This window comes from Bacillus sp. FSL R5-0603 (assembly GCF_038050295.1).
Taxonomy (GTDB): Bacteria; Bacillota; Bacilli; order Bacillales; family Bacillaceae; genus Bacillus; species Bacillus subtilis.
Genome location: NZ_JBBOYP010000001.1, coordinates 3943473 through 3968357, shown reverse-complemented (window position 1 = coordinate 3968357; position 24885 = coordinate 3943473). Strand labels below are relative to the sequence as shown.

Below are 24885 nucleotides of genomic sequence, written 5' to 3'. Positions count from 1 at the left end.
GGCTTAGGCTAAAAGGTTCAGTATCCTCCTTATTGTTGTTATCAATATGCATTGATATGGTATTGACGATCCATTTATTTAGCTTGTTTGTCAGTTATCTTGTAAGTAATTACCTTGAGGAAACTGCCGTTGTTGTACATTGAGTGTTATATATTGTAAACTAGAGTAAAAGATATCCAGATTAATCATCGAAAAACATTTCTTACAGTTCCAAACCGGAAACGAAAGAGGTACCTCGAAAATACAAATATTTCCTAGGAGTATGTATATGAATATAGCAAATTACACTTTAAAAGTGAAAGGAAAAACGTTACTTCAGGACACCGACTTGCATTTTTCGAGCGGGAAAATTAATCACGTTGTTGGAAAAAATGGAGTCGGTAAATCACAGCTTGCCAAAGACTTTTTGTTGAATAATAGCAAACGAATCGGCAGAGATATTCGTCAAAATGTTTCTTTAATATCCAGCTCGTCGAATATACCTAATGATGTTTCTAAGGACTTTTTATTACACTTTTTGAGTAAAAAATTTGATGCGGAAATGATAGATAAAATTGCACATTTACTTAATCTGGATAATATTGATGGAAAAGTTCTGATCAAAAATTTGAGTGATGGACAAAAGCAAAAATTAAAATTGCTCAGTTTCTTATTAGAGGATAAAAATATTATTGTTTTAGATGAAATAACGAATTCATTAGACAAAAAAACGGTTATAGAGATTCATGGCTTCTTAAATAAGTATATTCAGGAGAACCCCGAGAAGATTATCATTAACATTACACATGATTTGTCTGATTTAAAGGCGATAGAAGGGGATTATTATATATTTAATCACCAAGAAATTCAACAATATCATTCAGTGGATCAATTAATTGAAGTGTATATAAATGAGTAATAAAACAGTGGGGGCTTGAGATGAAATTAGAGTTTAAAAAGAGTATTAGCAACAAAGTTATCATTATTTTAGGAGCAATGTTTGTATTTTTATTTTTACTGGGATATTTTTTACTTGTTGGAATTGATAAAGTCAGCAATGTTACACCTGAAATGTTTTTCTTTAGCTCCTATACTGTTGCAACCCAGTTTGGTTTGATGTTATTTTCATTTGTTATAGCTTTCTTTATTAATAGAGAGTATTCAAACAAAAATATTCTCTTTTACAAGTTAATTGGAGAGAACATCTATACTTTCTTTTATAAAAAGATAGCTGTTTTATTTTTGGAATGTTTTGCATTTATAACGCTAGGCCTGCTAATCATATCGTTGATGTACCATGATTTTTCGCATTTTGCATTATTACTTTTTTTATTTTCTGCAGTTATACTGCAGTATATTCTAATTATCGGAACTATAAGCATGTTATGTCCTAATATATTAATTAGTATAGGTGTCAGTATCGTTTATTGGATGACTTCTGTTATCTTAGTAGCTATAAGCAATAAAACGTTTGGTTTCATTGCTCCTTTTGAGGCAGGTAACACTATGTATCCCCGAATAGAAAGAGTGTTGCAATCTGATAACATGACACTTGGGAGTAATGATGTTTTATTTATTATTTTGTATTTAGTTTCAATCATTATCATAAATGCGATTATCCTTCGCTTTTCTAAAACTAGATGGATCAAAATGGGCATTTAATAAAGGAAGCTACTTCACAGTGAAGTAGCTTTTTTGAACATAAGGGACCACAAAAATCCCCACTGCTTACCTAGATATCTTGATATTTGGTGGAGAATTATTAAAAGAAATTCTATTAGATACCGAATTTCACAACAAAAAACTATTAGCCTGTACCACAAACTGCGACTGCTTATAATTATACGAAATCTTCGAGTAATCAAACGGCTGCCCATTTGTCAGGTGAAAAATACTTTCTATATACAGCTTCGGCAGTCCAGCCTCTAATCCCAAATATTCCGCTTCCTCCTCATTAAGCTGGCCCACGTGCAGAAACAAATCAGAAAAACCAATCTTCAACCCCAGTCCTTCCCGGATGTAATGGAAGATGGAGTGGGAGACGATTTCGTTGTTTAAATACGTCACGATCGATTTGTTGTAATAGGATTCTTCGTAGCAAAGGGTGTGGCCGTTGATGTAGCGGACCCTTTTGACATAGTAGATGTTCTCGTCCATTCCGATGTTCAGGTTTTCCGCCGCTTCCGGTGTTGGCTTTCTCACGTCCAGTTCGATGACTTTTGAGGTGACGTTAAAATCCTCGAGGTCTTTTTTAAATCCCTGATTCGACAGAAGGCTGATATAGCCTTTTCGTTTATGTTTTCTGACGAAGATGCCGCTTCCTCTGACCTGAAAGATCGCGCCTTTTTGCTCTAATAGCTCGAGGGACTTTGTGATGGTGCTTTTGCTGACTTCAAACTGGGCCATGAGGGTTTCTAGGACTGGCAGTTTGTCTCCCTGCTGAAGCTGGTGTTCTTCTATATATGTTTCAATTTCCGCTGCGATTTGCTGGTACTTTAACATACGCATTCCTCATTTATTCGTTTAGTTTCACTTGTCAAAATTATAGCATAAACCGCTTACAATGATAGTTAGTGCGTAAATATTTTGTTTCGGTATTGATAAATTATACCGGTACAATTATAATGAAAGCGTAACCAAAACAAAGGGGTGGGTGAAAATGTCGGGGAAAGTGAGAGATTATACGAGACTAGCAAAAGACATTTTAGAGGCCGTAGGCGGGGAAGAGAATGTGATTGGGGCTTCTCGCTGCGCTACCAGACTTCGATTGGTGCTGAAGCGGTCTAACCCTAAAGCGAAGGATATCGTAAAATCGATGCCCGGCGTCATTACGGTGGTCGAGAACAGCGGCCAATTCCAGATTGTCATTGGACAGCACGTAGGGGAAGTGTACGAGGAATTTTCAAAGCTGGTCCATATTGATCTTTCTGGCGAACAGAGCGAGAATAAAGGAACGATGTTGAACCGGGTCATTGCGACGATGTCAGCGGTGTTTGCGCCATTTATCTACATTCTGGCCGCTGCTGGTATTTTGCAAGGTGCATTAATTATCATTAACTTATTGTTTGACGGCTTTGAGAAAACAGGGACTTATCAGGTTTTCAGTTTCATATCTTGGGCGCCGTTTACGTTTTTGCCTATTTTTATCGCTATTACGGCATCAAAGCATTTTAAAACCAATATGTATCTCGCTGTAGCGTGCTGTGCCGCATTGGTCAGCCCGACATGGGCGGAGATGGCTGCACAAATTGCAGACGGAAAGAGCATTTCTTTCTTAGGGATGGCTTTATCAGAAACGACATATACATCTTCCGTGCTGCCGCCATTATTTTTAGTGTGGATTTTATCTTATCTTGAGCGGTTTTTGAATAAGAGAATGAACGAAGTGGTCAGACCGTTATTTGTTCCGTTTCTATGCATGGTCATCATGGTGCCGTTAACGATTCTTCTCATAGGCCCTGTGACAACTTTAGGCGCAAATGGAATTGCAAACGGTTACAACTTCTTGGCGGAAAATGTGCCGGCTTTGGCAGGAGCAATCATCGGCGCATTCTGGCAGGTCATCGTGATCTTCGGTGTACATTGGGGCATCACGCCGATGGTATTGGCAAACTTTGATTTATACGGTCGGGATTCGTTTCAGGCGTATCAAACGATTGCGGTCATTGCGCAGGTTGGGGCCGTGCTTGGCGTCATTTTGAAAGCGGGAAACAAGGAAACGAGAAAAGTCAGCGTCTCAGCTGGAATCACAGGATTGTTTGGCATTACAGAGCCGGCGATCTATGGTGTAACCTTGAGATTTAAGAAGCCGTTTATCTTTGGCTGTATCTCCGGCGCGGTTGGCGCAATTGTGGCAAGCTTCTTTCATCCGTATTATTTTGCCTATGCGGGACTTCCGGGACCGCTGACGATCGTGAATGGTATCAATGAACAATTCCCGACATCCATTTGGGGCATTTTAATTGGTGCTGCGATTGCGGTGATTCTCCCTGTTGTGCTGATTCAGATCTTTGGCTACGGTGAAGATACTGCTGCACAGACGGAAAAGGAAAATGGTCAAACGGCACAGGCAAATGAAGAAACCGTATATGCTCCGTTTAGCGGCAAGGTGATCCCGCTTTCTAACGTGCCTGATGAGGTATTCAGCTCAGGCGCAATGGGACAAGGATTGGCGATTGAGCCATCCGACAGTAAGCTCTATGCCCCGTTTGACGGTACGGTTGTCATGGTTGCGCCTACAAAGCATGCGATTGGCCTGCGTTCAGCGTCTGGCGTCGAATTGCTTGCGCACATCGGGCTGGATACGGTGACATTAGACGGCACTCCTTTTTCCTTGAAGGTAAAAGAAGGCGATACCGTCAAAAAAGGCGAAGTGCTTGTTGAGTTTGATAAAGCTTTCATTGAAGAGAAAGGGTTAACAACGATTACTCCTGTCATCATCACGAATTCACATGCGTACCAGGAAATTCTGATTGAAGAGATTGAGGAAAGTGCATTACATCAAAAAATATTTACAGTCGTAAGCTGAGGAGGAATGAAACATGGGAAACATGCCGAAAGATTTTTTATGGGGCGGTGCTTTAGCTGCCCACCAATTTGAAGGCGGATGGAATCAAGGCGGTAAAGGGCCGAGCGTCGTCGATGTGATGACAGCGGGTGCACATGGCGTGCCGAGAAAAATCACGGATACGATTGAAGAGAACGAGTTTTATCCGAACCATGAAGCCATTGATTTCTATCACAGATACAAGGAAGATATCGCTTTGTTTGCAGAAATGGGATTAAAATGCCTGCGGACGTCCATCGGCTGGAGCCGGATTTTTCCGAAAGGCGATGAGGCTGAACCGAACGAAGCTGGTTTGCAGTTTTATGATGATGTGTTTGATGAATTGCTGAAGCATGGGATCGAGCCGGTCATTACCCTGTCTCACTTTGAAATGCCGCTGCACCTGGCAAGAGAATATGGCGGCTTCAGAAACCGGAAAGTCGTGGACTTCTTCGTCAACTTCGCAGAGGCTTGCTTTACCCGTTACAAAGAGAAAGTGAAGTACTGGATGACATTTAACGAGATCAACAACCAAATGGATGTGAACAATCCGTTGTTCCTATGGACGAATTCAGGTGTTGTGGTTGGCGAAAACGAAAACGCCAAGGAAGTCATGTATCAAACTGCGCACCACGAACTAGTGGCGAGCGCCTTAGCAGTGGCAAAAGGAAAAGACATCAATCCAGAGTTCCAGATCGGGGCCATGGTATCACACGTGCCGATTTATCCTTTCTCCTCCAATCCTAAAGATGTGATGCTGGCTGAAGAAGAAATGAGGCAGCGCTATTTCTTCCCTGATGTGCAGGTTCGCGGTTATTATCCAAGCTACGCGTTGAAGGAATTTGAGCGAGAAGGCTACAATATCACATTCGAAGACGGCGATGATGAGATTTTAAGAAACGGAACCGTCGATTACTTAGGCTTCAGCTATTACATGTCAACAACTGTGAAAAGTGATGTGAAAAATGATAACACTGGCGATATTGTAAATGGCGGCTTGCCGAATGGTGTCGAAAATCCGTACATCACTTCGAGTGACTGGGGATGGGCGATTGATCCAACCGGGCTGAGATATACGTTAAATCGTTTTTATGACCGATACCAAATCCCGTTATTCATCGTTGAAAATGGCTTTGGCGCAGTGGATACGCTGGAGGAGGACGGCAAGGTTCATGATCCGGAACGCATTCAATATTTAAAATCGCATATTGAAGCATTGAAAAAAGCGGTCACGTACGATGGTGTTGATTTAATTGGCTACACGCCGTGGGGCATTATTGATATTGTCTCCTTCACAACTGGCGAAATGAAAAAACGCTACGGCATGATCTATGTTGATCGTGACAATGAAGGAAACGGATCCATGAAGCGGTATAAGAAAGATTCCTTTGAGTGGTACAAAAACGTCATTCAAACGAACGGAGAGGAACTATAAGAAGCGCCCGAATCAAGCACTTTTACCGAAGTGCCTGGTTCGGGTTTTTTCTGTAGAAAAAGAAAAATCCGCTATCCTGCCAATCTGGCAATATAGCGGATTTTTTTATCAGTTACGGATAAGGTAATCAAACGCGCCGAGGGCGGCAGTTGCACCTGATCCCATCGAAATAATAATTTGGTTGTACGCACTGTCTGTGCAGTCGCCGGCAGCAAATAAGCCTGGTACGCTTGTTGCGCCGTGTTTGTCGACAATGATTTCGCCCATGCGGTTGCGTTCAACCGTTCCTTCTAACCATTCTGTGTTTGGCACGAGACCGATTTGGACGAATACACCTTGAAGTTCAACGTGTTTTTCTTCGCCTGTTTCGCGGTCTACATATGTGATGCCGTTAACACTCTGATCACCTGTGATTTCTTTTGTTTGTGCGTTTTTCACGACAGTAACGTTAGGCAGGCTGTAGAGACGTTTTTGCAGGACTTCGTCTGCTTTCAGTTCTGGCGCGAATTCTAGCACAGTAACGTGATTCACAATACCTGCAAGATCAATCGCTGCTTCGATACCAGAGTTTCCGCCGCCGATTACCGCAACGTCTTTGCCTTCAAACAATGGCCCATCACAGTGCGGGCAGTATGCGACACCTTTGTTTTTGAACTCTTGTTCACCAGGTACGTTGACATTGCGCCAGCGTGCACCTGTTGAAAGGATCACTGTTTTACTTTTCAGGACAGCGCCGTTTTCGAGTTCAAGTTCGAACAGATCTTTCTTCTCAAGGCGTTTCGCACGCTGAAGGTTCATGACATCAATATCATATTCCTTCACATGCTCTTCAAGACTTGCCGCAAGCTTCGGTCCTTCCGTCGCTTTGACGCTGATGAAGTTTTCGATGCTCATGGTGTCGAGAACCTGTCCGCCGAAGCGCTCAGCGACAACACCAGTGCGGATGCCTTTACGTGCAGTATAAATCGCTGCACTTGCACCAGCAGGTCCGCCTCCGACCACAAGAACGTCAAACGGCTCTTTGTCAGCAAACTCAGATGCATCTGTGCCGCTGCCCATTTTCGCAAGAATTTCTTCAAGCGTCATACGGCCGCTTCCGAAGGATTCGCCATTCAGGTAAACGGTCGGCACTGCCATGATGTTTTTGCTTTCAACTTCTGCTTTGTATGCTGCACCGTCAATCATCGTGTGCGTAATGTTCGGGTTCAGCACGCTCATCATGTTTAGAGCTTGTACAACATCAGGACAGTTGTGGCATGTCAGGCTGATATAAGATTCGAAGTGGTATTCACCGCTGATCTTCTTCACCTGATCAATGACTTTTTGGTCTACCTTAGGCGGTCTGCCGCTCACTTGGAGCAACGCCAACACTAATGATGTGAATTCGTGGCCCAGAGGGATACCGGCGAAAGTCACGCCAGTGTCTTCTCCGACACGATTGACACTGAAGCTTGGCGTTCTGTTTAATTCAGCTTTTTCAACTGAAATTTTCGATGACATGGAAGCCAGCTCATCAACGAGAGCCAGCATGTCCTTAGAAGTGTCATCTTCGCCTGCGCTAACTTTGAGAACAATGTCATTCTCAATTAGCTGCATATATTGATTTAATTGTGCTTTGATGTTTGCATCAAGTACCAATTGAATGCACTCCTTAGATTTTACCTACTAGATCAAGGCTAGGTGTAAGAGTTTCGCCGCCTTCTTCCCATTTAGCCGGGCAAACTTCACCTGGGTTTTGACGAACGTATTGAGCTGCTTTTACTTTGTTTACAAGGTTGCTTGCGTCACGGCCGATACCGCCTGCATTGATTTCAACAGTTTGGATAACGCCGTCTGGATCGATGATGAATGTTCCGCGGTCAGCAAGGCCAGTTTCTTCGTCAAGAACATCGAAGTTGCGAGAGATTGTTTGAGATGGGTCACCGATCATTGCGTAAGTGATTTTGCTGATTTTTTCAGAGCTGTCATGCCAGCCTTTGTGTACGAAGTGAGTATCTGTAGAAACAGAGTATACTTCAACACCTAATTCTTTAAGAGCAGCATATTGTTCTTGAAGATCTTCAAGCTCAGTTGGGCATACGAAAGAGAAATCTGCTGGGTAGAAGCAGAATACGCTCCATTGGCCTTTCAAATCTTCGTTTGTTACATCGATGAATTCACCGTTTTTGAATGCTTTTGCTTCGAATGGAAGTACTTCTTTACCGATTAAAGACATAATGTATATTCCTCCTAAAAATGTATTAGAAAGCATATTCGCTTTCAATAATAATTCTAATTATATATGAATTATTAATTAATATATATTTTTTGTCAAGCCATAACCTACTTTTTTTCATCTTACTAAAGGTGTGACAGGTAGGATTTATGCATTTCTTTTATAACAAATGAGAGGCTGATTCTCAATTAGACAAGGTTTTCAGGGACTTTTGTAAATCAGAATGACAGGCCGTTTTGGCATTTGAACATTTTATGACACCATGGTCAAGGGCAAAGGACAATGGCCAAAAGCAGAATAGAACGGAACAGCAAGCTGCTGTCACATGATGATCTTGGGGATTGTTTCTAGCTATTATTGTATCACTGTTTATGATATTTAAAACATAACTTATGTCTTCTGTTGTTTGGGATAGAAGAAAAAAACACGGTTCAGTTGAAAACTGACCGTGTTTTTGATGACTGGTTATTCAGACCAATTCGTATGGAAAACGCCGTCCATATCAGTCCGTTCGTACGTGTGAGCGCCAAAGTAATCGCGCTGCGCCTGCAAGAGGTTCGCATTGGAACGCCCTGTGCGGTAGCCGTCGTAATAAGAGAGCGCTGTTGTTAAGCATGGGAATGAGATTCCGGTGCTGATACCCTCGCAAACGACTTTTCGCAGGCCTGTTTGATAGGCATGGAGCTTATCTGTGAAATAAGGCGCGATCAGCAGGTTTGCCAGATTTGGCTGCTCACTGAATGCTTCGCTGATCACGTTTAGGAAATCAGCGCGGATGATGCAGCCGCCTCGGAAAATCAAGGCAATGTCTTTGAGCGGCAGATTCCAGCCGTAAAGCTCAGATGACATCTTATATTGGGCAAAGCCTTGTGCATAGGCGCATACTTTCCCCATGTAAAGAGCCTGTCTGACGTATTCAATCCAGGTGTCTTTATCCAAGTGTTTTTCTTCGGATTCTGGGCCTGCTAATACGTCTTGAGCTGCCATCCGTTCTTCTTTTAAGGATGACAAGTAGCGGGCGAACAAGGACTCTGTGATGATCGTGGACGGGATGCCGTTATCAATCGCCTGCATGCTTGTCCATTTCCCAGTGCCTTTTTGTCCAGTTTTATCAAGGATGACATCGATCAGAGGCTGCCCTGTTTTTTCGTCTTTTTTGCGTAAAATCTCAGCTGTAATCTCTATTAAATAGCTTTTCAGCTCACCTTGATTCCATGTTTCAAAAATAGATGCAATTTCATCGAGCGGCAGATGAAGCGTTTCTCTTAGAAACGTATACGCTTCTGCAATCAGCTGCATGTCTGCATATTCAATGCCGTTATGCACCATCTTTGTAAAGTGCCCTGCCCCTTTTGGTCCGATATAGACACAGCAAGGGTCATCTCCGACTTGAGCTGCGATTTTCGTCAGGATAGGAGCGGCTTTCTCATAGACGTCGCGATCTCCGCCCGGCATGATGGAAGGCCCTGTTAATGCACCGACTTCACCGCCGGAAATGCCGACTCCCAGGTAGCCGATCCCTTTTTCCTTCAGCTCGTCATATCTTCTTTCTGTGTCTTCATAGTGGGAGTTTCCTCCGTCCATGATGACGTCGCCTTCTTCAAGCAAAGGCTTTAATGATTGGATGACGGAATCTACGGGTTTTCCCGCTGTGACCATCAAAAAGATTTTTCTTGGTTTTTCTAACGATTGAACAAAGTCCTCAAGCTCGTAATACGGGCTGAGAGATTGTCCATCCAGCTTTTGGATAAGCTGGTCCGTTAAATCTCTGGTGTAATTATAGACAGCGACGTTTTCGCCTTTATTTGCCATGTTTAAGGCGATGTTGCTTCCCATTACGCCTAAGCCTATGACACCAATCGAATTGAACATGTGTTACAGCTCCTTCTTAATTTCATACAACTAAACTTAACAATAAAATGAATCCCAGTCCAGCAACGGAAATAATGGTTTCCAGCAATGTCCATGTGGCGAATGTTTCTTTCATGCTTAATCCGAAGTATTCCTTGAACATCCAGAAGCCGGCGTCATTGACGTGTGAAGCGATGACACTTCCGGCGCCTGTTGCGAGCACGACTAACGCCAGGTTAACATCAGAATGGCCCAATAACGGGATGACCAGACCTGTTGTGCTTAGTGCGGCAACAGTCGCTGATCCTAGAGAGATGCGCAGGATCGCCGCGATGAGCCATGCCAGAATGATTGGTGATAATGCCGTTCCTTTGAATAAGTCTGCTACGTAATCGCCGACACCGCCGTTGATCAGCACTTGTTTGAAGGCGCCGCCTCCTCCGATGATCAAAAGCATCATGCCAATTTGTGAAATGGCAGTTGAACAAGAATCCATCACGGTTTTGACTGGAATGTTGCGCTTGATGCCCATTGTATAGACTGCGACCAATAACGAAATAATCATAGCAGTCGATGCGTTTCCAATCAATCTGATAAAAGCTAAAACTCCGTTATCTGCAAACCCGATTGTTTCTTGAAGCAGGTCGATAATGGTCGCGACCGACATGATGATAATCGGGAGCATTGCGGTAAAGACACTGATTCCAAAGCCGGGTGTTTCTTCAAGGTTAAACGTTTTTTGTGTGCCGAGTGATGCAATATTGCCGTTTTTCGCAAATGATGCAGGAACGATTTTTTTCGCGAACTTTGTAAATAACGGCCCTGCGATGAGCACTGTCGGAACAGCAACAATAAAGCCGTACAGCAGCACTTCTCCAATGTTTGCGCCATACTCACCGGCGATCGCCGTAGGTCCCGGGTGCGGCGGCAGGAAACCGTGTGTGACGGATAGTGCCGCGACCATCGGGATTCCGAGAAATAAAATAGAAATCTTCAATTCTCTTGAAATCGCAAAGACAATCGGAATTAATAGAACCAGTCCTACTTCAAAAAATAACGCAATCCCAATAATGAATGAGGCAATGACAACGGCCCATTGAATATTTTTCTCACCGAATTTGTTGACGAGCGTCATCGCAATGCGCTGTGCGCCTCCTGAATCCGCGATCAGCTTGCCCAGCATCGCACCGAGTCCGAAGATGAGCGCGATGTGGCCAAGAGTCCCCCCTATTCCTGCTTCGATGGAGCTGACAACTTTATCGAACGGCATCCCGAGTGCCAGTGCCACGCCGAACGATACGACCAGCAGGGAAATAAATGTGTTTAATTTTAAGCCCATAATCAGAAATAGTAATGCTAAGATCCCAAGTGCAACGATGATTAACGGCATGGTAATGCCCTCCCCTTCATGTCATGTACTATTTGTGTGTGATTAAGCCCCTCTGATAATCTGCAATTTGTGTATATTGATTTTCTAATAATCTTGATAGATTGATGAAAATCGGCATTAATGTTCTGTATTCCTTGGCTGAGTCTTCGATCGGCGTATGTCTGTATGTGCTGCCGATCATGTCGGACACGGCGTCGAAAGAGTCAATTTTTCCTGTTGCATACAGGCCTAAAATGCAGGCGCCGAGACATGAGCTTTCGTAGCTTTCCGGAACGACTACCTCTGATTCGAAGATATCCGACATCATTTGGCGCCAAACCTCCGACCTTGCAAATCCCCCTGTCGCTTGGATGCGGGTTACCGGGCCATCCATGCATTCAGTTAACGCCAAGAACACCGTGTACAGGTTGTAAATGACGCCTTCCAATGCCGCGCGTATCATATGCTCTTTCTTATGCGACATGGTCAGGCCAAAAAATGAGCCGCGTACATCCGGATTCCACAACGGAGCGCGTTCTCCGGCGAGATATGGGTGGAACAGCAGACCGTCAGAACCGGGTCTGACGCGTTGGGCAATTTTCGTCAGCACGTCATATGGATCAATGCCCAGCCGTGTCGCTGTTTCGATTTCGGAGGAGGCAAACTCGTCTCTGATCCAGCGAAGGACGATGCCCCCATTGTTCACAGGTCCCCCAATAACCCAATGCTTGTCCGTCAAGGCATAGCAGAAAATTCTCCCTTTTTCATCGGTTTGCGGCTTGTCAATAATCGTCCGGATGGCACCGCTTGTTCCGATGGTGACGGCGATTTCGCCCTTTTTAATGGCGTTGACGCCGAGGTTGGACAGCACGCCGTCGCTGGCGCCGATGACAAAAGGCGTTTCCGGATCGATTCCCATTTGGATCGCTATTTCCGGGCTGCAGTGCTGAAAGATCTCGGTTGTCGGCACGAGTTTGGATAAGTGATCCGGCGTGATGCCTGCGATGCGCAGTGCCTCTTCGTCCCAATCCAAGCTCTTCAGGTTCATCATGCCTGTCGCTGATGCCAAGGAGTAATCGATGACATACTCATTGAACAGCTGTTTAAAAATGTACTCTTTGATGCCGATATATTTTTTTGCCTTGGAAGCGATTTCTTTCCGTTCATTCGTGATCCAGGCAATTTTACTTAACGGTGCCATCGGATGAATCGGTGTTCCCGTCCGTTTGTACACCTCATGTCCGTTCAATTCCTCTTTGATCCTATGCGCCCAGCCTTCACTTCGGTTGTCGGCCCATGTGATGCATGGCGTCAGCGGCTTGTCATTTTCGTCGATTGCAATGACGCTGTGCATGGCGCTGCTGAATGAAATGAAAGAGATCTGTTTTTCGGGATGCTGTTTTGTAATTTTCGCTGTTGTACGGATGACTGCCTGAAATATCTCTTCCGGGTTTTGTTCTGCTGTTGAGATGTCCGGTGTATAGAGCGGGTAGCCGATGCTTTCTTTCTGTACCACATCCCCGTTTTCACTGAACAGCACAGCTTTTGTGCTTGTCGTGCCGATATCGATTCCTAACATATAACTAGTCATTGCTGTATTCAGCTCCTTTTGCCAGCATTTGTTGTGAGAGCCATAGGTCTTCTACCTTATCCTGCACATCATCAAAGTTTTGGTGAAGAGACTGAATCATCAGCGCCCTATCCTTTGTTTTGATGGCTTGAATATAAAGCTCGTGGTTATCTAAGATCCTTGTGAAGTCTTCATACTTTTCCTTTAACCGTACCCGCATCGATAAAAGAATAAAGCTTTCCATGACGGGTTTTAGATTGTTCCAGATCATCTGAATGTATGAATGATCAATCGCTCGGATAATCGTTTCATGGAACAGCACATCTTGAAATGAAAATTCGTCAGCGTCCTCATATTTGATTGAGACTTTCATCATTTCAAGAATTTTGCTGAGATCCTTAACTAAAGGCTCAATGTCTATTTTGACAAGCCGTTCAAAGACAAATGTTTCTAATAGTAGCCGCACATCATAAATTTCCGCGATTTTCTTCTCAGTTAAACCAATTACGACCGCTCCCATTCGTTCTAAGCGGATGATTTTTTCGGATGCGAGAATTTTTAGCGCTTCGCGAACCGGCGAACGGCTTACTGAAAACTCGGCGGCGATTGTATTTTCTGATAAAATGGTACCGCTTTCAATCAGGCCTGAAACGATCCGCATTCTCAGCTCGTATGCGACACGAACTCCGGTTGACGCTTTTGAGAGCCATTTTGCGGGATACAACAGGTCTTTGGAGTCTAGCATACACTCACCTTCCTCACTCAAGGAGTATACTTGTATACAAGTATGATAACGTGAATATTTCTTTTATGCAAACACTTTCATTTCTAATTTTTAATAAAATTTTTCCCAATCATTATGGTATTTATTTCTAAATGGAATATGGTACATTGGAGATAACTAGCATAAGTGAATCATGTTTTGAAAGAGGCGATTTGGATGAAAATCATCATTGCACCTGATTCTTTTAAGGAAAGCTTATCAGCTCTGGAGGCAGCCGAAGCGATAGAAAGAGGTTTCAAATCGGTCTTTCCGGGTGCTGATTACAGAAAATTGCCGGTGGCGGACGGCGGTGAGGGAACCGTTCAATCTCTAGTCGATGCGACCAATGGAAGGATCATAGAGCAAGTTGTCACAGGGCCGCTGGGGGAACCGGTGAAAGCTTTCTTTGGCATGATGGGAGATGGGAGAACAGCTGTGATTGAAATGGCTGCTGCTTCAGGGCTGCATCTGGTGCCTGTAGATAAGCGAAATCCGCTCATCACTACAACAAGGGGAACGGGAGAATTAATCGGAGCGGCTCTTGATGCGGGAGCGGAGCGATTGATCATCGGAATTGGCGGAAGCGCCACGAACGACGGGGGAGCAGGGATGATTCAGGCATTGGGCGGAAGGCTTCTTGATAACTCAGGCAGCGAGATTGGCCCAGGGGGCGGCGCGTTATCTCAGCTTGCATCAATAGATGTTAGCGGGCTTGATTCCAGATTGCGGAATGTCAAACTGGAAGTTGCCTGTGACGTGGACAATCCGTTAACAGGACCAAAGGGTGCTACGGCTGTTTTCGGGCCGCAAAAAGGCGCGACGGCCGAAATGCTGGATGTACTAGAACAGAACGTAAGCCATTTCGCTGATATGGCAGAAAAAGAGCTCGGATCAACCTTCCGAGATACAGAGGGCGCCGGTGCAGCGGGCGGTCTTGGATGGAGCCTGCTGACTTATCTTCAGGCTGACCTGAAAAGAGGCATTGATATTGTCCTTGAAGCGGTTGATTTTGAAAGTATCGTTCAGGATGCAGATCTTGTGATTACCGGCGAGGGACGGATCGACAGCCAAACGGTTCATGGAAAAACGCCGATCGGCGTAGCCAAGGCGGCTAAATCATACGATGTGCCTGTCATCGGTATTGCGGGATCAGTATCACGTGACAGTGATGCCGTCTATCAACACGGAATCGATGCGCTTTTCAGCATCGTCCCCGGAGCCGTGACTCTAGAAGATGCGTTTGAACATGCCGCGGAATATATGGAAAGAACGGCGCGGGACATTGCAGCGTCTATCAAATTGGCGAAAACGATGTTTCTGATATAGCTGATGCACATACCAATGCATAGCCATCCTTCTTTTTGGGTAGAGACAGTTAACACACAATGAGGAATTCATCCCAGAAGGAGGACGCAGATATGACTGTACAAGAAATCAAAGGCAAAAAACTAGTAAAAGGCATTGCGCCAAATGTGGAGCCGGAAGCTCTGTTAAATGATAAACGAAAAGTATTTCTGTTTGGTTCCCCTAGTTACACAAACATTGGAGACCAAGCGATTGCGTATGCGGAAGAGAAATTTATCAAAAATCATTTTCCGTATTATGAATACATTGAGATTATGGATTATGCGACGGATGAGGGCATTGAATTGGTGAAGGAGATCATTCGTGAAGACGATATTGTCTGCTTTACAGGCGGAGGGAACTTAGGAAACCTTTATCTCGATATTGAGGAAGACAGAAGAAAGGTCTTTTCGGCGTTTAAAGACTACAAATCAATTTCTCTGCCGCAATCCGTTTATTTTGAGGATACAGAGGAAGGACAGAAGGAAAAGAAAAAAACACAGGATGCGTACCATCAAAATACAAACTTAACGATTGCTGCGCGTGAGACGCAAACACTGGATGTTGTGAAAGAGACCTTCAACTCCAATGTGATCTTTACACCGGACATGGTGCTTTCCTTGGATATTGTGCCGCGAGAGCTCGAGCGGGACGGCGTTCTCTTTATTTTAAGAGCGGATAAGGAGAAAGTGACTGACGAAGATTTTATTTCACAGATGAAGAAATGGGCAGAAAAAACAACTTACACAGAGCGTACCGATACGGTGCTGGATACGGTCGACACCATCGACTACGCCGATCGTGAAAAGCATTTTATGGAGATGCTAGACCGCATCGGTTCCAGTAAATTGGTGATTACCGACCGCCTTCACGCGATGATTTTCTCGATTATCACCAAAACACCTTGCCTTGTCTTTGGAAACAGCTATGGCAAAGCCAAACATTCATACCGGGATTGGCTTGAAAGCTTAAACTTCATTGAGTATACGGATAAGAATGATGTTGAGGAGCTGGAGCGCATGATTGACCGCCTGCTTCAAGCAGAACCGAATGACGTTGATTTATCTAAGGACTTTCAGCCGTTGATTGATTTTTTTGCTTCTTAAACGAAAAAGACTGCCCTCCCCCGGGGCAGTCTTTCTTTGTTAAATATGAAACAGCCAGACGACGAGCGGGCCGAAGAATGAGCCGAGCACCGCACAAAGCGTCATGGAGACGGAACTCATGGAGACGGCCAATTCCCCATATTCCAACGCTTTGGAGGTACCCAGTGCATGGGAGGCGCTGCCTAATGCAATGCCTTGTCCAAGGGAACTGCGTATGCGAAGCCATTTTAGGAAAAGAGGCCCGAGGATGACGCCTGAAAAGCCCGCAATCATGACAAATACGACTGTCATGGAAGGGACGCCGCCAAGACCGGCGGCGATCTGAATAGCGACAGGGGTTGTGATCGACTTTGGCAGAATGGATAATAAGAGATCATGATCAATCCCGAATGCTTCTGCGAAGATCAGCCCGCTGATCATTCCCATGCATAATCCGACTAGGACGCCGCCTAGAATGGGAACACAATGTTTGACAATGATATGCCATTGTTTATAAAGCGGATAGGCCAGTGCCACGACAGCCGGCCCAAGCAAAGAATTGATCCATTTCCCCCCGATCATATAGCCTTCATAGGAAACATGAAACATCATCAAAGCCGCTACAATCAAAATGGTCGTTGTCAGAACAGGGATCAGAAATGGAAGCGGGAATCGCTTATAGAGTTTGACCATCGCTAAATAAGCGGCAACTGTTAAAAGAATTATAATGATCGCGATACATGCTTGCTGCATTTCTCTTTCTCCTCCCGTTTTTTTGCTTTTTTCTCTAATAGCTGGCTGGCGAATCCAGCCGCAATGATCGTGACGATGGTGCTCAGAACGACTGTAATCAGCAGCATCAGACCATTGAATGAAATGAGAGACGGATAGTTTATCACTCCTGTCATTGCCGGGATGAACAACAATGGAAGGAAGGATAATAAAAACCCTGCTCCGTCTTCAATGAGGGAGACGGGAACAATACGGAGGCCCAAGCAGATCAGAAGCAATACCAATCCAACGATGCTTCCTGACACGGGTAAATGAAACAGATGCTGAATGGCTTCCCCGATCATAAAAAATACATATAATATCAACACTTGCAAGATAATTCGTATGGTTTTCACATCAAGTGCTGCTCTCCAATCAGAACAGCTTCCTCCTTTCTGGTGCTTGCTTCTAGGATGGTTCTGAGGAATCGCTTTACTTTCTTCTTATATGATTGTACTATACAAGTATAATAATTGATTTAGTCATATAACGACTTGTATTTATTCAGTTAATGTACATTTGTATTATACAAGTATATATGATGTTGTCAATGCCGGAGATTGGAATAGGGAGCGAGAGCGATTGCAAAATCAAAATCCAGTTGAATTAATTGAATATGAGCTGACGACTTTTATCAGGAGAGCTGTTTATCTGGATCAATCAGAGAAAAGAACAGGGAATTTGGAGAGATCATCCTACTTATTGTTAAGACAATTGGATGAATTTGGGCCTGCCCGCGTAAAGGAGCTGGCCGATTCGTTTAAATTAGATATCTCTACTCTTTCAAGACAAGCAGCTGCATTAGAGGCGAAGGAGCTTATCTATCGTTTCTCAGACCCTTCCGATGGCAGAGTCAGTCTGTTTACCATTACAAAGCTCGGCAAACAAGCATTAAAAGCCGATAAGCAAAAGCGCCTTGAACGTTATGAACAGATGCTGAAAGAATGGTCAACACAGGAAAAAGAGATGTTCGGCGAGCTGCTGCAGCGTATGAACAAGGCTTTTATCGATTAACAGCTGAAAAACCCATGGTTCGCTGGAACAGCATGGGTTTTTCTTATGGTTAGAGATTATCTGCATCGTTTGGCGGCAGCCCAAGCCACTAGTCCGGCAACAACAGCCGCAGATACAATGGGGCGCTGCGTCGCTTTCGTGTAGTAGCTTCTTGACCTCATCCATCCTTTATTTGTTCCTCTGTCATGCATACCGCAGCCCGCATCATAAAGAGCGCTTTCTTCTCGCGGTTTGGACGGTTTTTCGGCATGCTGGCTGTGATACATGATTTTTTCCATCAGTCTGTCGGTCAGACGAGGGAAAAGCGTGCCCAGCATGGCGATGGCTTTGGCCTGTGAGCCGATGTACATGTCGCGCTTAGGGTGTTCGGCGGCAAACAGGATAGCTTCAGCGACCGCTTCCGGCGGATAGATCATGGAGCGGCAATGAGCCGGCTGTTTGTCGAGGTAGCTGTGCGCATGCTCGTTATAAGGCGTGTCAATTCTGCCCGGGTGGATGAGCGTTACCGAGACGGGCGCCTGTTCCTTTTCGAGCTCCATTCGGATGCTTTCCGTCCAGCCGTGAAGCGCAAATTTGGCAGATGCATATGTGGATTGAATGACCGTGCCCCTGTCTCCGAACAGGCTTCCTACATTAATGAGTGCGCCCGGCACACCTCTGCCGGTGTAGTGTTTGACAGCCGCTCTTGTTCCGTAAACAGGTCCCCAGAAATTTGTGTCGAACATGCGCTTCATGTCTTCGACGGTGACGTCCATGGCATGTCCGAAAGTCGAGACGGCCGCATTGTTGACCCATGTGTCAAAGCGGCCGAATGTGCTGATCGCGGTTTCTGCGATGCGGTTGACGTCCTCTTCTTTTCCGACATCCGCCTTTACCCATATGGCGTCGTGCCCTTTTTTCTTAAGTTCATCAGTGAGCTCCTTCAGCGCGTCTTCATTTCGTGCTGCTGCCACGACCTTTGCGCCTTTTTCAGCTGCCATTCGTGCCGTGACAAGTCCGATTCCGCTTGAAGCGCCGGTAATGACGATCACCTGATCCTTAAGCTTTTTCAGTTTGAGCTTTGTTTTTATGGCGGGGTTTTGTCGTTCAAGCTGTTCTGTATTCGTGACTGAATGATCGATTGTCATTGAGAGATCCCTCCTAGACGCTGTTTTTGTACATTTACCCCATCCGGGAGGGTCTTACCCCTTTTGACAATCACAGGGTTCTTTTTTATATTATATAAGTCGCTCTACCATACCTAGGAGGGAATGTTTTAATGACTAGCAGAGGAGATTCACGTGAAAAAATCCTTCACACGGCGTCACGTCTGTTCCAGCTGCAAGGATATCACGCGACAGGTTTGAACCAGATTGTAAAAGAAAGCGGTGCTCCAAAAGGATCGCTTTATCACTTTTTTCCGAATGGCAAAGAAGAACTAGCAATTGAAGCGGTTACATATACAGGTAAGATCGTTGAACATCTGATACAGCAAAGCATGGATGAATCCTCTGATCCTGTTGAAGCGATTCAGCTTTTTATCAAAAAAACAGCCAGCCAATTTGACAACACAGAAAGCATTAAAGGTATTCCAGTCGGTTTGCTGGCGAGTGAGACAGCGTTAATCAGTGAACCGCTGCGGACGGTTTGCATGAAGGTGTTTAAAAGCTGGGAAGCGGTTTTTGCCAGAAAATTAATGGAAAACGGATTTGCAGAAGAAGAAGCAAATCAGCTTGGAACGCTGATTAATTCGATGATTGAGGGCGGCATCATGCTTTCGTTAACGAATAAAGACAAAACGCCCCTTCTTCTCATTGCCGAACAAATACCAGTGCTGGTGAGAAAAAAAGGGTAGCATTTTGTTATCCTTTCTTCTACAATTATATAGAACGGTCTAGACAAATGAATGATAATATATAGACTGGTCTAAATTGGAGGAAATGATAATATGAAAACATTATGTACACATTCATTGCCTAAAGAAAAAATGCCTTATTTGCTCCGGAGCGGAGAAGGCGAACGCTATCTGTTCGGCAGACAGGTTGCCACGGTGATGGCGAATGGGAGGAGCACAGGTGATTTGTTTGAGATCGTGCTTCTTTCCGGGGGAAAAGGAGATGCCTTTCCGCTTCACGTCCACAAGGACACACATGAAGGAATTCTCGTTTTGGACGGGAAACTGGAACTGACACTTGATGGTGAACGCTATTTATTAATATCAGGTGATTATGCCAACATTCCGGCGGGAACACCGCACAGCTACCGGATGCAGAGCCACAGAACAAGACTGGTGTCCTACACGATGAGAGGAAACGTAGCACACATGTATTCCGTTATTGGGAATCCATATGATCACGCTGAACATCCGCCGTACGCAAGCGAAGAAGTCTCAAACGATCGATTTGCAGAAGCAGCCGCTGTAGCGGACATTGTATTTCTAGATGAAGAAAAGCCTGCATGTTCGGCCAAATTAGCGGAACTTACAGAGCTGCCAGATGGAGCCGTTCCATACGTTCTTGAATCTGGAGAAGGAGATCGCCTGTTGACTGGAGATCAGCTTCACCGCATTGTGGCTGCACAAAAAAATACAGATGGCCAGTTTATCGTCGTATCCTCTGAAGGCCCTAAAGGTGACCGAATCGTTGATCACTACCATGAACATCATACAGAAACATTTTATTGCCTTGAAGGTCAGATGACGATGTGGGCAGATGGCCAGGAAATTCAGCTGAATCCGGGAGATTTCCTGCATGTCCCTGCAAATACCGTTCACTCCTATCGCCTTGATTCTCACTATACAAAGATGGTGGGCGTATTGGTTCCTGGTTTATTTGAACCGTTTTTCCGGACGTTAGGCGACCCGTATGAAGGCCACATCTTCCCAAGTGAGCCTCAGGCTTTGCGCTTTGATCGCGTTTTGCAGAATATCGAAGCATTAGATTTAAAGGTGATGAAACCATAAAGATGACAAGATTGTAAGGTTTTCATGCCGGCCTGACACCTAAATCGATGTTTCCGCGCTTCATTTTTTCATACCCTTAAGGTACAGAAAAAAGGAGCGTGATGGCTATGTCTTCATTACAGCCGACTTTGGCAAATGAGCGGATCGGTGTGCTTGATGTGCTGAGAGGAATGGCGATTTTCGGCATCTTATTTGTCAATCTGGCACATTTCAGTTATCCGGATATGTATTTGTCTATGCTTGGAAAAGAGAATTTTTTCATGGATAAGTGGTCTGAAGCTGATTTTGCCGCCGCAGACATACTGAAATTCTTCATTCAAACAAAATGTATTTTATTGTTTTCCTTTTTATTTGGATTTGGCATGGTTGTCACGATGGAGAGAGCAGAAAACAAAGGGAAACGGTTTGTTCCGTTATATGTGAGAAGGTTGATGGCGCTTCTCTTGTTTGGAACGATTCATGCGTTTTTGATATGGGACGGGGATATTTTAACAGAATATGCCCTGCTCGGTTTTGTCCTGCTCTTGTTTCGAAAAGCAAAGCCGAAAACACTGCTGATATGGGCGGTCTCTTTGTATCTTCTGTTTTCCATTCCGTTCATGTTGACAAGTTTTGATCAATCAAACGGACAGGAATGGGTACAAGCGGTAACACACCAGGCAAAACAAGCGATTCATGTTTATGGAAGCGGCAGCCTGAGGGACATTGCAGAACAGCGGATCCACGACCGTCTTGTTTACATGTCTTCGAATGGCATGCTTACGTATAATCCGCTCAACTTTTTCTTTGCATCCATTCCATATTTCAGCATGTTTTTGCTGGGAGCTGCGGCAGCAAAATCACGGTATTTGCATGAACCGGAAAAGCATCGCAAAGGATTAAAACGATTATGGATGGCTGGGCTTGTCATCGGCATCGGCGCCCATGTGCTGTACAGTGTAACGGAAAAGGAACTATTTCTGCTGATTGGCGCGCCTTTTCTCATGTTTTTCTATGTTACCACGGTTGTCTATCTATACCATAAAACAAGAGTGAGAACAGTGCTGCAATCATTCTCCGCTGTTGGGAGGATGGCATTTACCAATTATCTGATGCAGTCTATTGTATGTACTTGGATTTTTTATCATTACGGCTTGGGCCTGTATGGAAAAGTGTACCCTGCTGCCGGTGTGCTCATTACAATTGCCGTTTGTGCCGTTCAAATGGTCTTCAGCCATCTTTGGCTTCGGGTCTTTCGGATGGGGCCGTTTGAGTGGCTGTGGAGAAGCGCTACGTATCTGTCGTGGCAGCCTATTGTAAAGAAAACAAAAGTCTAGATGCCTATTGGCGTCTAGACTTTTTTCTATTATTTATACACGACACGTGTTTTGCAGATGATGTCATGCAGGCCTTTTTTCTCTCCAAAGGCGATCATGATAAACCCGATATAAAAGATGATTCCAGATAAGATATAGGCAAAGTAACGGCCAATTGCCTGTCCGACAGAAACCCGTTTACCTTGTTCATTGACCACTTTCAGGCCAAGAATTTTTTTGCCAAGTGTGCCTTGCATTTTAGAAGCTGTGAGCAGTCCGTAATATAACACACTGATGACGATCATGATCAGCATAGTAGGCAAAAATGCAATCGTCATGTATTTCACTAAATACTCTTCTTCCGTCATGTAAGGGTTTGTTGCCACAGCCCCAGCTACAAAAACAGAATTGATCATAAATAGAATAATATAACTAGGAATAGATACAATAATGCCGTCAATAAAATAAGCTAAAAAACGAATCCAAAATCCTGCTGGTTTTTCCATGTATTTTTCTCTCTCCTTTGAATGAATCTGGAATAGTATACTTTGAAAAAGAAGTACATGCAATATGGTATGGTGATAAAATCCTGATATTACAGAAAAATGAGTCTTTTATCCTTCTGTTTTTACTATATAAATCTACTAGCAGGTGATGAAAAATGTCTTATACATTAAAAGAAATGATGGAACATTGCCAAATGACCGAAGATGCCATCCGTTATTATGAGAAGATCGGACTGCTTCCGCCAGTCAAACGAAAGGCAAATGGGCATCGAGCGTTCAGTGAGGACGATAAAAAACGGCTCATCTTTATCAGATGTCTGAAGAAAACGGGTATGTCTTTGGAGGAAATAAAACCCTTCCTCAGCCTGCAAGAGCAGACTGACAGGTTAGATGATCATCAGCGCGCGCTGCTGAAAAACTATCAGGATAAGTTGAAACAGAAACAGAAAGAACTGCAAACAATTTGGGAACTGATTGAAGAAAAGCTGGAGAGCGGAGAAGGATTTGGGCCCCCGCAGTAAAAAAATAGGTATTGACCTGGTGTTTACACCAGGTTTTAGCATAAAACACAACCCTGGCATCAGGGAATCACGCGAATAGGGAAGTGTTTTATACATGAAAAACGTAAATATTGGAAAGACCGGGCTGAACGCTTTCAACATTGGTTTAGGTACAGGTGTTGTCGGTAATGCGATGATGTATCCCAAGGTGACGGATGAGATGGGAAAAGATCTGATTCATGCTGCATTTGATGAAGGCATTGATTTTATTGATACAGCATATTTATATGGCTTGGGCAGGTCTGAGGAGCTGATTGGAGAGACCGTTAAGCAGCGCAGCAATCGGGAAAAGATCGTGATTTCAACAAAGGTTTCCCCTTCTCCCGAGTTTGTGAATGGAGCTGTGAAGACAGACATTCGACCGTCAGCGCTGCGCAAGGCTGCTGATGAAGCGCTTATTCGATTGCAAACCGATTATATTGATATCCTTTTTTTGCATTTTCCTGACAGCCGAACACCATTAGGGGAAGCGGCGGACGCGCTGGCTCAGTTAAAAAAGGAAGGCAAAATTAGAGCTGTTGGCGCATCTAATCTGGACTTTGATCAGCTGCAGGAGTTTAATGCTGATGGCCATTTGGACGTGTTTCAAACTGAGTACTCTTTACTTGTACGGCATGCTGAGGAGGACATTCTGCCATACTGCAGAGAAAAAAGCATCTCTGTTATCCCGTTTTATCCTCTCGCTTCCGGATTGCTTGCCGGGCGGTACAAACACGATGATGTTTTCACTGATGTATCAAGATCGAATCACCCGCTTTTTCAGCGTCAGGCATTTTTGGAGAACCTTGAGAAAGTGGAGAAATTAAAGCAGTTTGCTGGACAAAAACAAGCGGAACCGGCGCAAATTGCATTGGCTTGGCTGTTACACCAGCCGGGGATTGATATGATTATTCCGGGAGCCACTCTGCCTGAGCAGCTGAAAGCTAATCTAAAAACAGCAGATATTCATTTATCAGAAGATGACCTGAAACAAATGGATCGGATGTTTGGCTCATAACATATCGCAGAGATATACCCCAAATTGAAGCAAGGGGTATATCTTTTAGTTTTGATCGCTTTTTCCGCTGTTTTTGTTTTAAGATATAAAGGGGTAAATTTTCTATTTTATGGGGTGTCTGTTTATGTCTAGAAAAAACAGCGTGGCGATCGTAACAATCATTTCCGCGTTCCTTTTTTGTGCCATGATTGTCGCTGCTTCACTTTCGCAGCTGGCCGGAACGGGAGGGGCGTCCAATCAATTTAACTCAGTCGGCATGTGGTCAGCTATCGGTATGATCCTAGTGTTGTATTTCATTCCTTTTCTCATTTACATGCTTGGAGTAGATGCGATGAGGTATGTAATGGCCGTGCTTTGCGGCTTTGGGCTGCTGATTCACTTGTCTTCTGCCGGGTTTATCTTGATGTTTAGTTTGTTCAGTGACCATCTGCTTTCTGAGGTGATCTTTGTAATTGGGGTTAGTCTCGCTGCGGCTGCTGTCAATGTCATTTGGTTTTTTGCCGCTTTTCGTTCTGCATCAAAAAAGCCCGTTACAAGAAGTATTACATAGTTTCCTAGACTTGTAATTTTACTGCTCATACAATTATAAAATGGACAATATGCTGTACTTATTGCGATCTCATTTATGGTCAAATTATTTCATA

General features: G+C 44.3%; 24 protein-coding genes. 13 read left to right on the top strand and 11 right to left on the bottom strand.

The annotated features are described in order from the left end of the window. Positions 1-268 precede the first annotated feature (268 nt). Together NYE56_RS20380 and NYE56_RS20375 are read left to right on the top strand one after the other, a co-directional pair. Positions 269-898 (top strand): ATP-binding cassette domain-containing protein, encoded by a 630-nt coding sequence (locus tag NYE56_RS20380; protein ID WP_041337916.1) that lies wholly within the window; start codon positions 269-271, stop codon positions 896-898. Positions 899-918: 20 nt separating this feature from the next. Continuing rightward, positions 919-1641, top strand: a complete 723-nt coding sequence (locus NYE56_RS20375; protein ID WP_014478516.1) for a peptide ABC transporter permease — start codon at positions 919-921, stop codon at positions 1639-1641. Positions 1642-1770: 129 nt separating this feature from the next. Here the strand turns inward: NYE56_RS20375 and NYE56_RS20370 are convergent, their stop codons facing one another. Beyond that, positions 1771-2481 carry a GntR family transcriptional regulator gene (locus NYE56_RS20370; RefSeq protein WP_341284344.1) on the bottom strand — a complete coding sequence of 237 codons (711 nt, stop codon included), beginning with the start codon at positions 2479-2481 and terminating at the stop codon, positions 1771-1773. Positions 2482-2638: 157 nt separating this feature from the next. On the opposite strand from NYE56_RS20370, the gene NYE56_RS20365 reads away from it, so the two are divergent. Together NYE56_RS20365 and bglA are read left to right on the top strand one after the other, a co-directional pair. Continuing rightward, the gene (locus NYE56_RS20365; RefSeq protein ID WP_341284343.1) at positions 2639-4507 is read left to right on the top strand and encodes a beta-glucoside-specific PTS transporter subunit IIABC; all 1869 of its coding nucleotides are present in this window, start codon (positions 2639-2641) and stop codon (positions 4505-4507) included. 13 nt (positions 4508-4520) lie between these two features. Continuing rightward, on the top strand, positions 4521-5960 hold the full coding sequence (bglA, locus tag NYE56_RS20360) for a 6-phospho-beta-glucosidase BglA (protein ID WP_046381465.1): 1440 nt from the start codon (positions 4521-4523) through the stop codon (positions 5958-5960). Between the two features lie 108 nt (positions 5961-6068). Here bglA and ahpF read toward each other — a convergent pair whose 3' ends face one another. The 6 genes from ahpF to gntR all read right to left on the bottom strand — a co-directional run bounded on the left by ahpF (position 6069) and on the right by gntR (position 13710). Further along, complete coding sequence (gene ahpF / locus NYE56_RS20355; protein ID WP_003243077.1) at positions 6069-7598, bottom strand: alkyl hydroperoxide reductase subunit F; 1530 nt, start codon at positions 7596-7598, stop codon at positions 6069-6071. Positions 7599-7611: 13 nt separating this feature from the next. Beyond that, positions 7612-8175: an alkyl hydroperoxide reductase subunit C gene (ahpC, locus tag NYE56_RS20350; protein ID WP_003243686.1), complete on the bottom strand. Its 564-nt coding sequence runs from the start codon at positions 8173-8175 to the stop codon at positions 7612-7614. A 465-nt stretch (positions 8176-8640) separates the two neighbouring features. After that, positions 8641-10047 (bottom strand): decarboxylating NADP(+)-dependent phosphogluconate dehydrogenase, encoded by a 1407-nt coding sequence (gnd, locus tag NYE56_RS20345; RefSeq protein WP_341284342.1) that lies wholly within the window; start codon positions 10045-10047, stop codon positions 8641-8643. A gap of 22 nt (positions 10048-10069) precedes the next feature. After that, positions 10070-11416 carry a gluconate permease GntP gene (gene gntP / locus NYE56_RS20340; protein WP_003243139.1) on the bottom strand — a complete coding sequence of 449 codons (1347 nt, stop codon included), beginning with the start codon at positions 11414-11416 and terminating at the stop codon, positions 10070-10072. A 28-nt stretch (positions 11417-11444) separates the two neighbouring features. After that, a complete protein-coding gene (gene gntK, locus NYE56_RS20335) occupies positions 11445-12986 on the bottom strand; it encodes a gluconokinase (RefSeq protein ID WP_341284341.1) in 1542 nt (513 codons plus the stop codon). Next, on the bottom strand, positions 12979-13710 hold the full coding sequence (gene gntR / locus NYE56_RS20330; RefSeq protein ID WP_014478509.1) for a gluconate operon transcriptional repressor GntR: 732 nt from the start codon (positions 13708-13710) through the stop codon (positions 12979-12981). Before gntR ends, gntK begins: the two co-directional genes overlap by 8 nt. A gap of 195 nt (positions 13711-13905) precedes the next feature. Here gntR and NYE56_RS20325 point away from each other — a divergent pair, with 195 nt between their 5' ends. Continuing rightward, positions 13906-15054: a glycerate kinase gene (locus NYE56_RS20325; protein ID WP_326224625.1), complete on the top strand. Its 1149-nt coding sequence runs from the start codon at positions 13906-13908 to the stop codon at positions 15052-15054. A gap of 92 nt (positions 15055-15146) precedes the next feature. After that, entirely contained in the window at positions 15147-16178 is a 1032-nt protein-coding gene (locus tag NYE56_RS20320) for a polysaccharide pyruvyl transferase family protein (protein ID WP_014481442.1), read from the top strand. 39 nt (positions 16179-16217) lie between these two features. Here NYE56_RS20320 and NYE56_RS20315 read toward each other — a convergent pair whose 3' ends face one another. Both NYE56_RS20315 and NYE56_RS20310 read right to left on the bottom strand, forming a co-directional pair. Next, positions 16218-16910: an LrgB family protein gene (locus NYE56_RS20315; RefSeq protein ID WP_003227015.1), complete on the bottom strand. Its 693-nt coding sequence runs from the start codon at positions 16908-16910 to the stop codon at positions 16218-16220. Then, entirely contained in the window at positions 16880-17284 is a 405-nt protein-coding gene (locus NYE56_RS20310; protein ID WP_268556076.1) for a CidA/LrgA family holin-like protein, read from the bottom strand. Before NYE56_RS20310 ends, NYE56_RS20315 begins: the two co-directional genes overlap by 31 nt. Before the next feature lie 226 nt (positions 17285-17510). On the opposite strand from NYE56_RS20310, the gene NYE56_RS20305 reads away from it, so the two are divergent. Continuing rightward, positions 17511-17942, top strand: a complete 432-nt coding sequence (locus tag NYE56_RS20305) for a MarR family winged helix-turn-helix transcriptional regulator (RefSeq protein WP_326209110.1) — start codon at positions 17511-17513, stop codon at positions 17940-17942. A gap of 56 nt (positions 17943-17998) precedes the next feature. Here NYE56_RS20305 and NYE56_RS20300 read toward each other — a convergent pair whose 3' ends face one another. Then, a complete protein-coding gene (locus tag NYE56_RS20300; protein ID WP_341284340.1) occupies positions 17999-19069 on the bottom strand; it encodes an SDR family oxidoreductase in 1071 nt (356 codons plus the stop codon). 131 nt (positions 19070-19200) lie between these two features. Here NYE56_RS20300 and yxaF point away from each other — a divergent pair, with 131 nt between their 5' ends. The 3 genes from yxaF (at position 19201) to NYE56_RS20285 (ending at position 22199) form a co-directional block, all read left to right on the top strand. Then, complete coding sequence (gene yxaF / locus NYE56_RS20295; RefSeq protein ID WP_003227022.1) at positions 19201-19776, top strand: transcriptional regulator YxaF; 576 nt, start codon at positions 19201-19203, stop codon at positions 19774-19776. A gap of 93 nt (positions 19777-19869) precedes the next feature. Continuing rightward, positions 19870-20883, top strand: coding sequence for a quercetin 2,3-dioxygenase (qdoI, locus tag NYE56_RS20290; RefSeq protein ID WP_341284339.1), 1014 nt, complete (start codon positions 19870-19872; stop codon positions 20881-20883). Positions 20884-20990: 107 nt separating this feature from the next. Beyond that, complete coding sequence (locus NYE56_RS20285; RefSeq protein ID WP_341284338.1) at positions 20991-22199, top strand: DUF418 domain-containing protein; 1209 nt, start codon at positions 20991-20993, stop codon at positions 22197-22199. Between the two features lie 29 nt (positions 22200-22228). On the opposite strand, the gene NYE56_RS20280 is transcribed toward NYE56_RS20285, so the two are convergent. Continuing rightward, entirely contained in the window at positions 22229-22684 is a 456-nt protein-coding gene (locus tag NYE56_RS20280) for an RDD family protein (RefSeq protein WP_341284337.1), read from the bottom strand. 155 nt (positions 22685-22839) lie between these two features. Between NYE56_RS20280 and NYE56_RS20275 the strand changes: the two genes are divergently transcribed. The 3 genes from NYE56_RS20275 (at position 22840) to NYE56_RS20265 (ending at position 24791) form a co-directional block, all read left to right on the top strand. Further along, positions 22840-23205 (top strand): MerR family transcriptional regulator, encoded by a 366-nt coding sequence (locus NYE56_RS20275; RefSeq protein ID WP_341284336.1) that lies wholly within the window; start codon positions 22840-22842, stop codon positions 23203-23205. A 94-nt stretch (positions 23206-23299) separates the two neighbouring features. Beyond that, complete coding sequence (locus NYE56_RS20270; protein WP_341284335.1) at positions 23300-24241, top strand: aldo/keto reductase; 942 nt, start codon at positions 23300-23302, stop codon at positions 24239-24241. A 124-nt stretch (positions 24242-24365) separates the two neighbouring features. Further along, a complete protein-coding gene (locus NYE56_RS20265; RefSeq protein ID WP_335450129.1) occupies positions 24366-24791 on the top strand; it encodes a DUF5391 family protein in 426 nt (141 codons plus the stop codon). Positions 24792-24885: the final 94 nt, after the last annotated feature.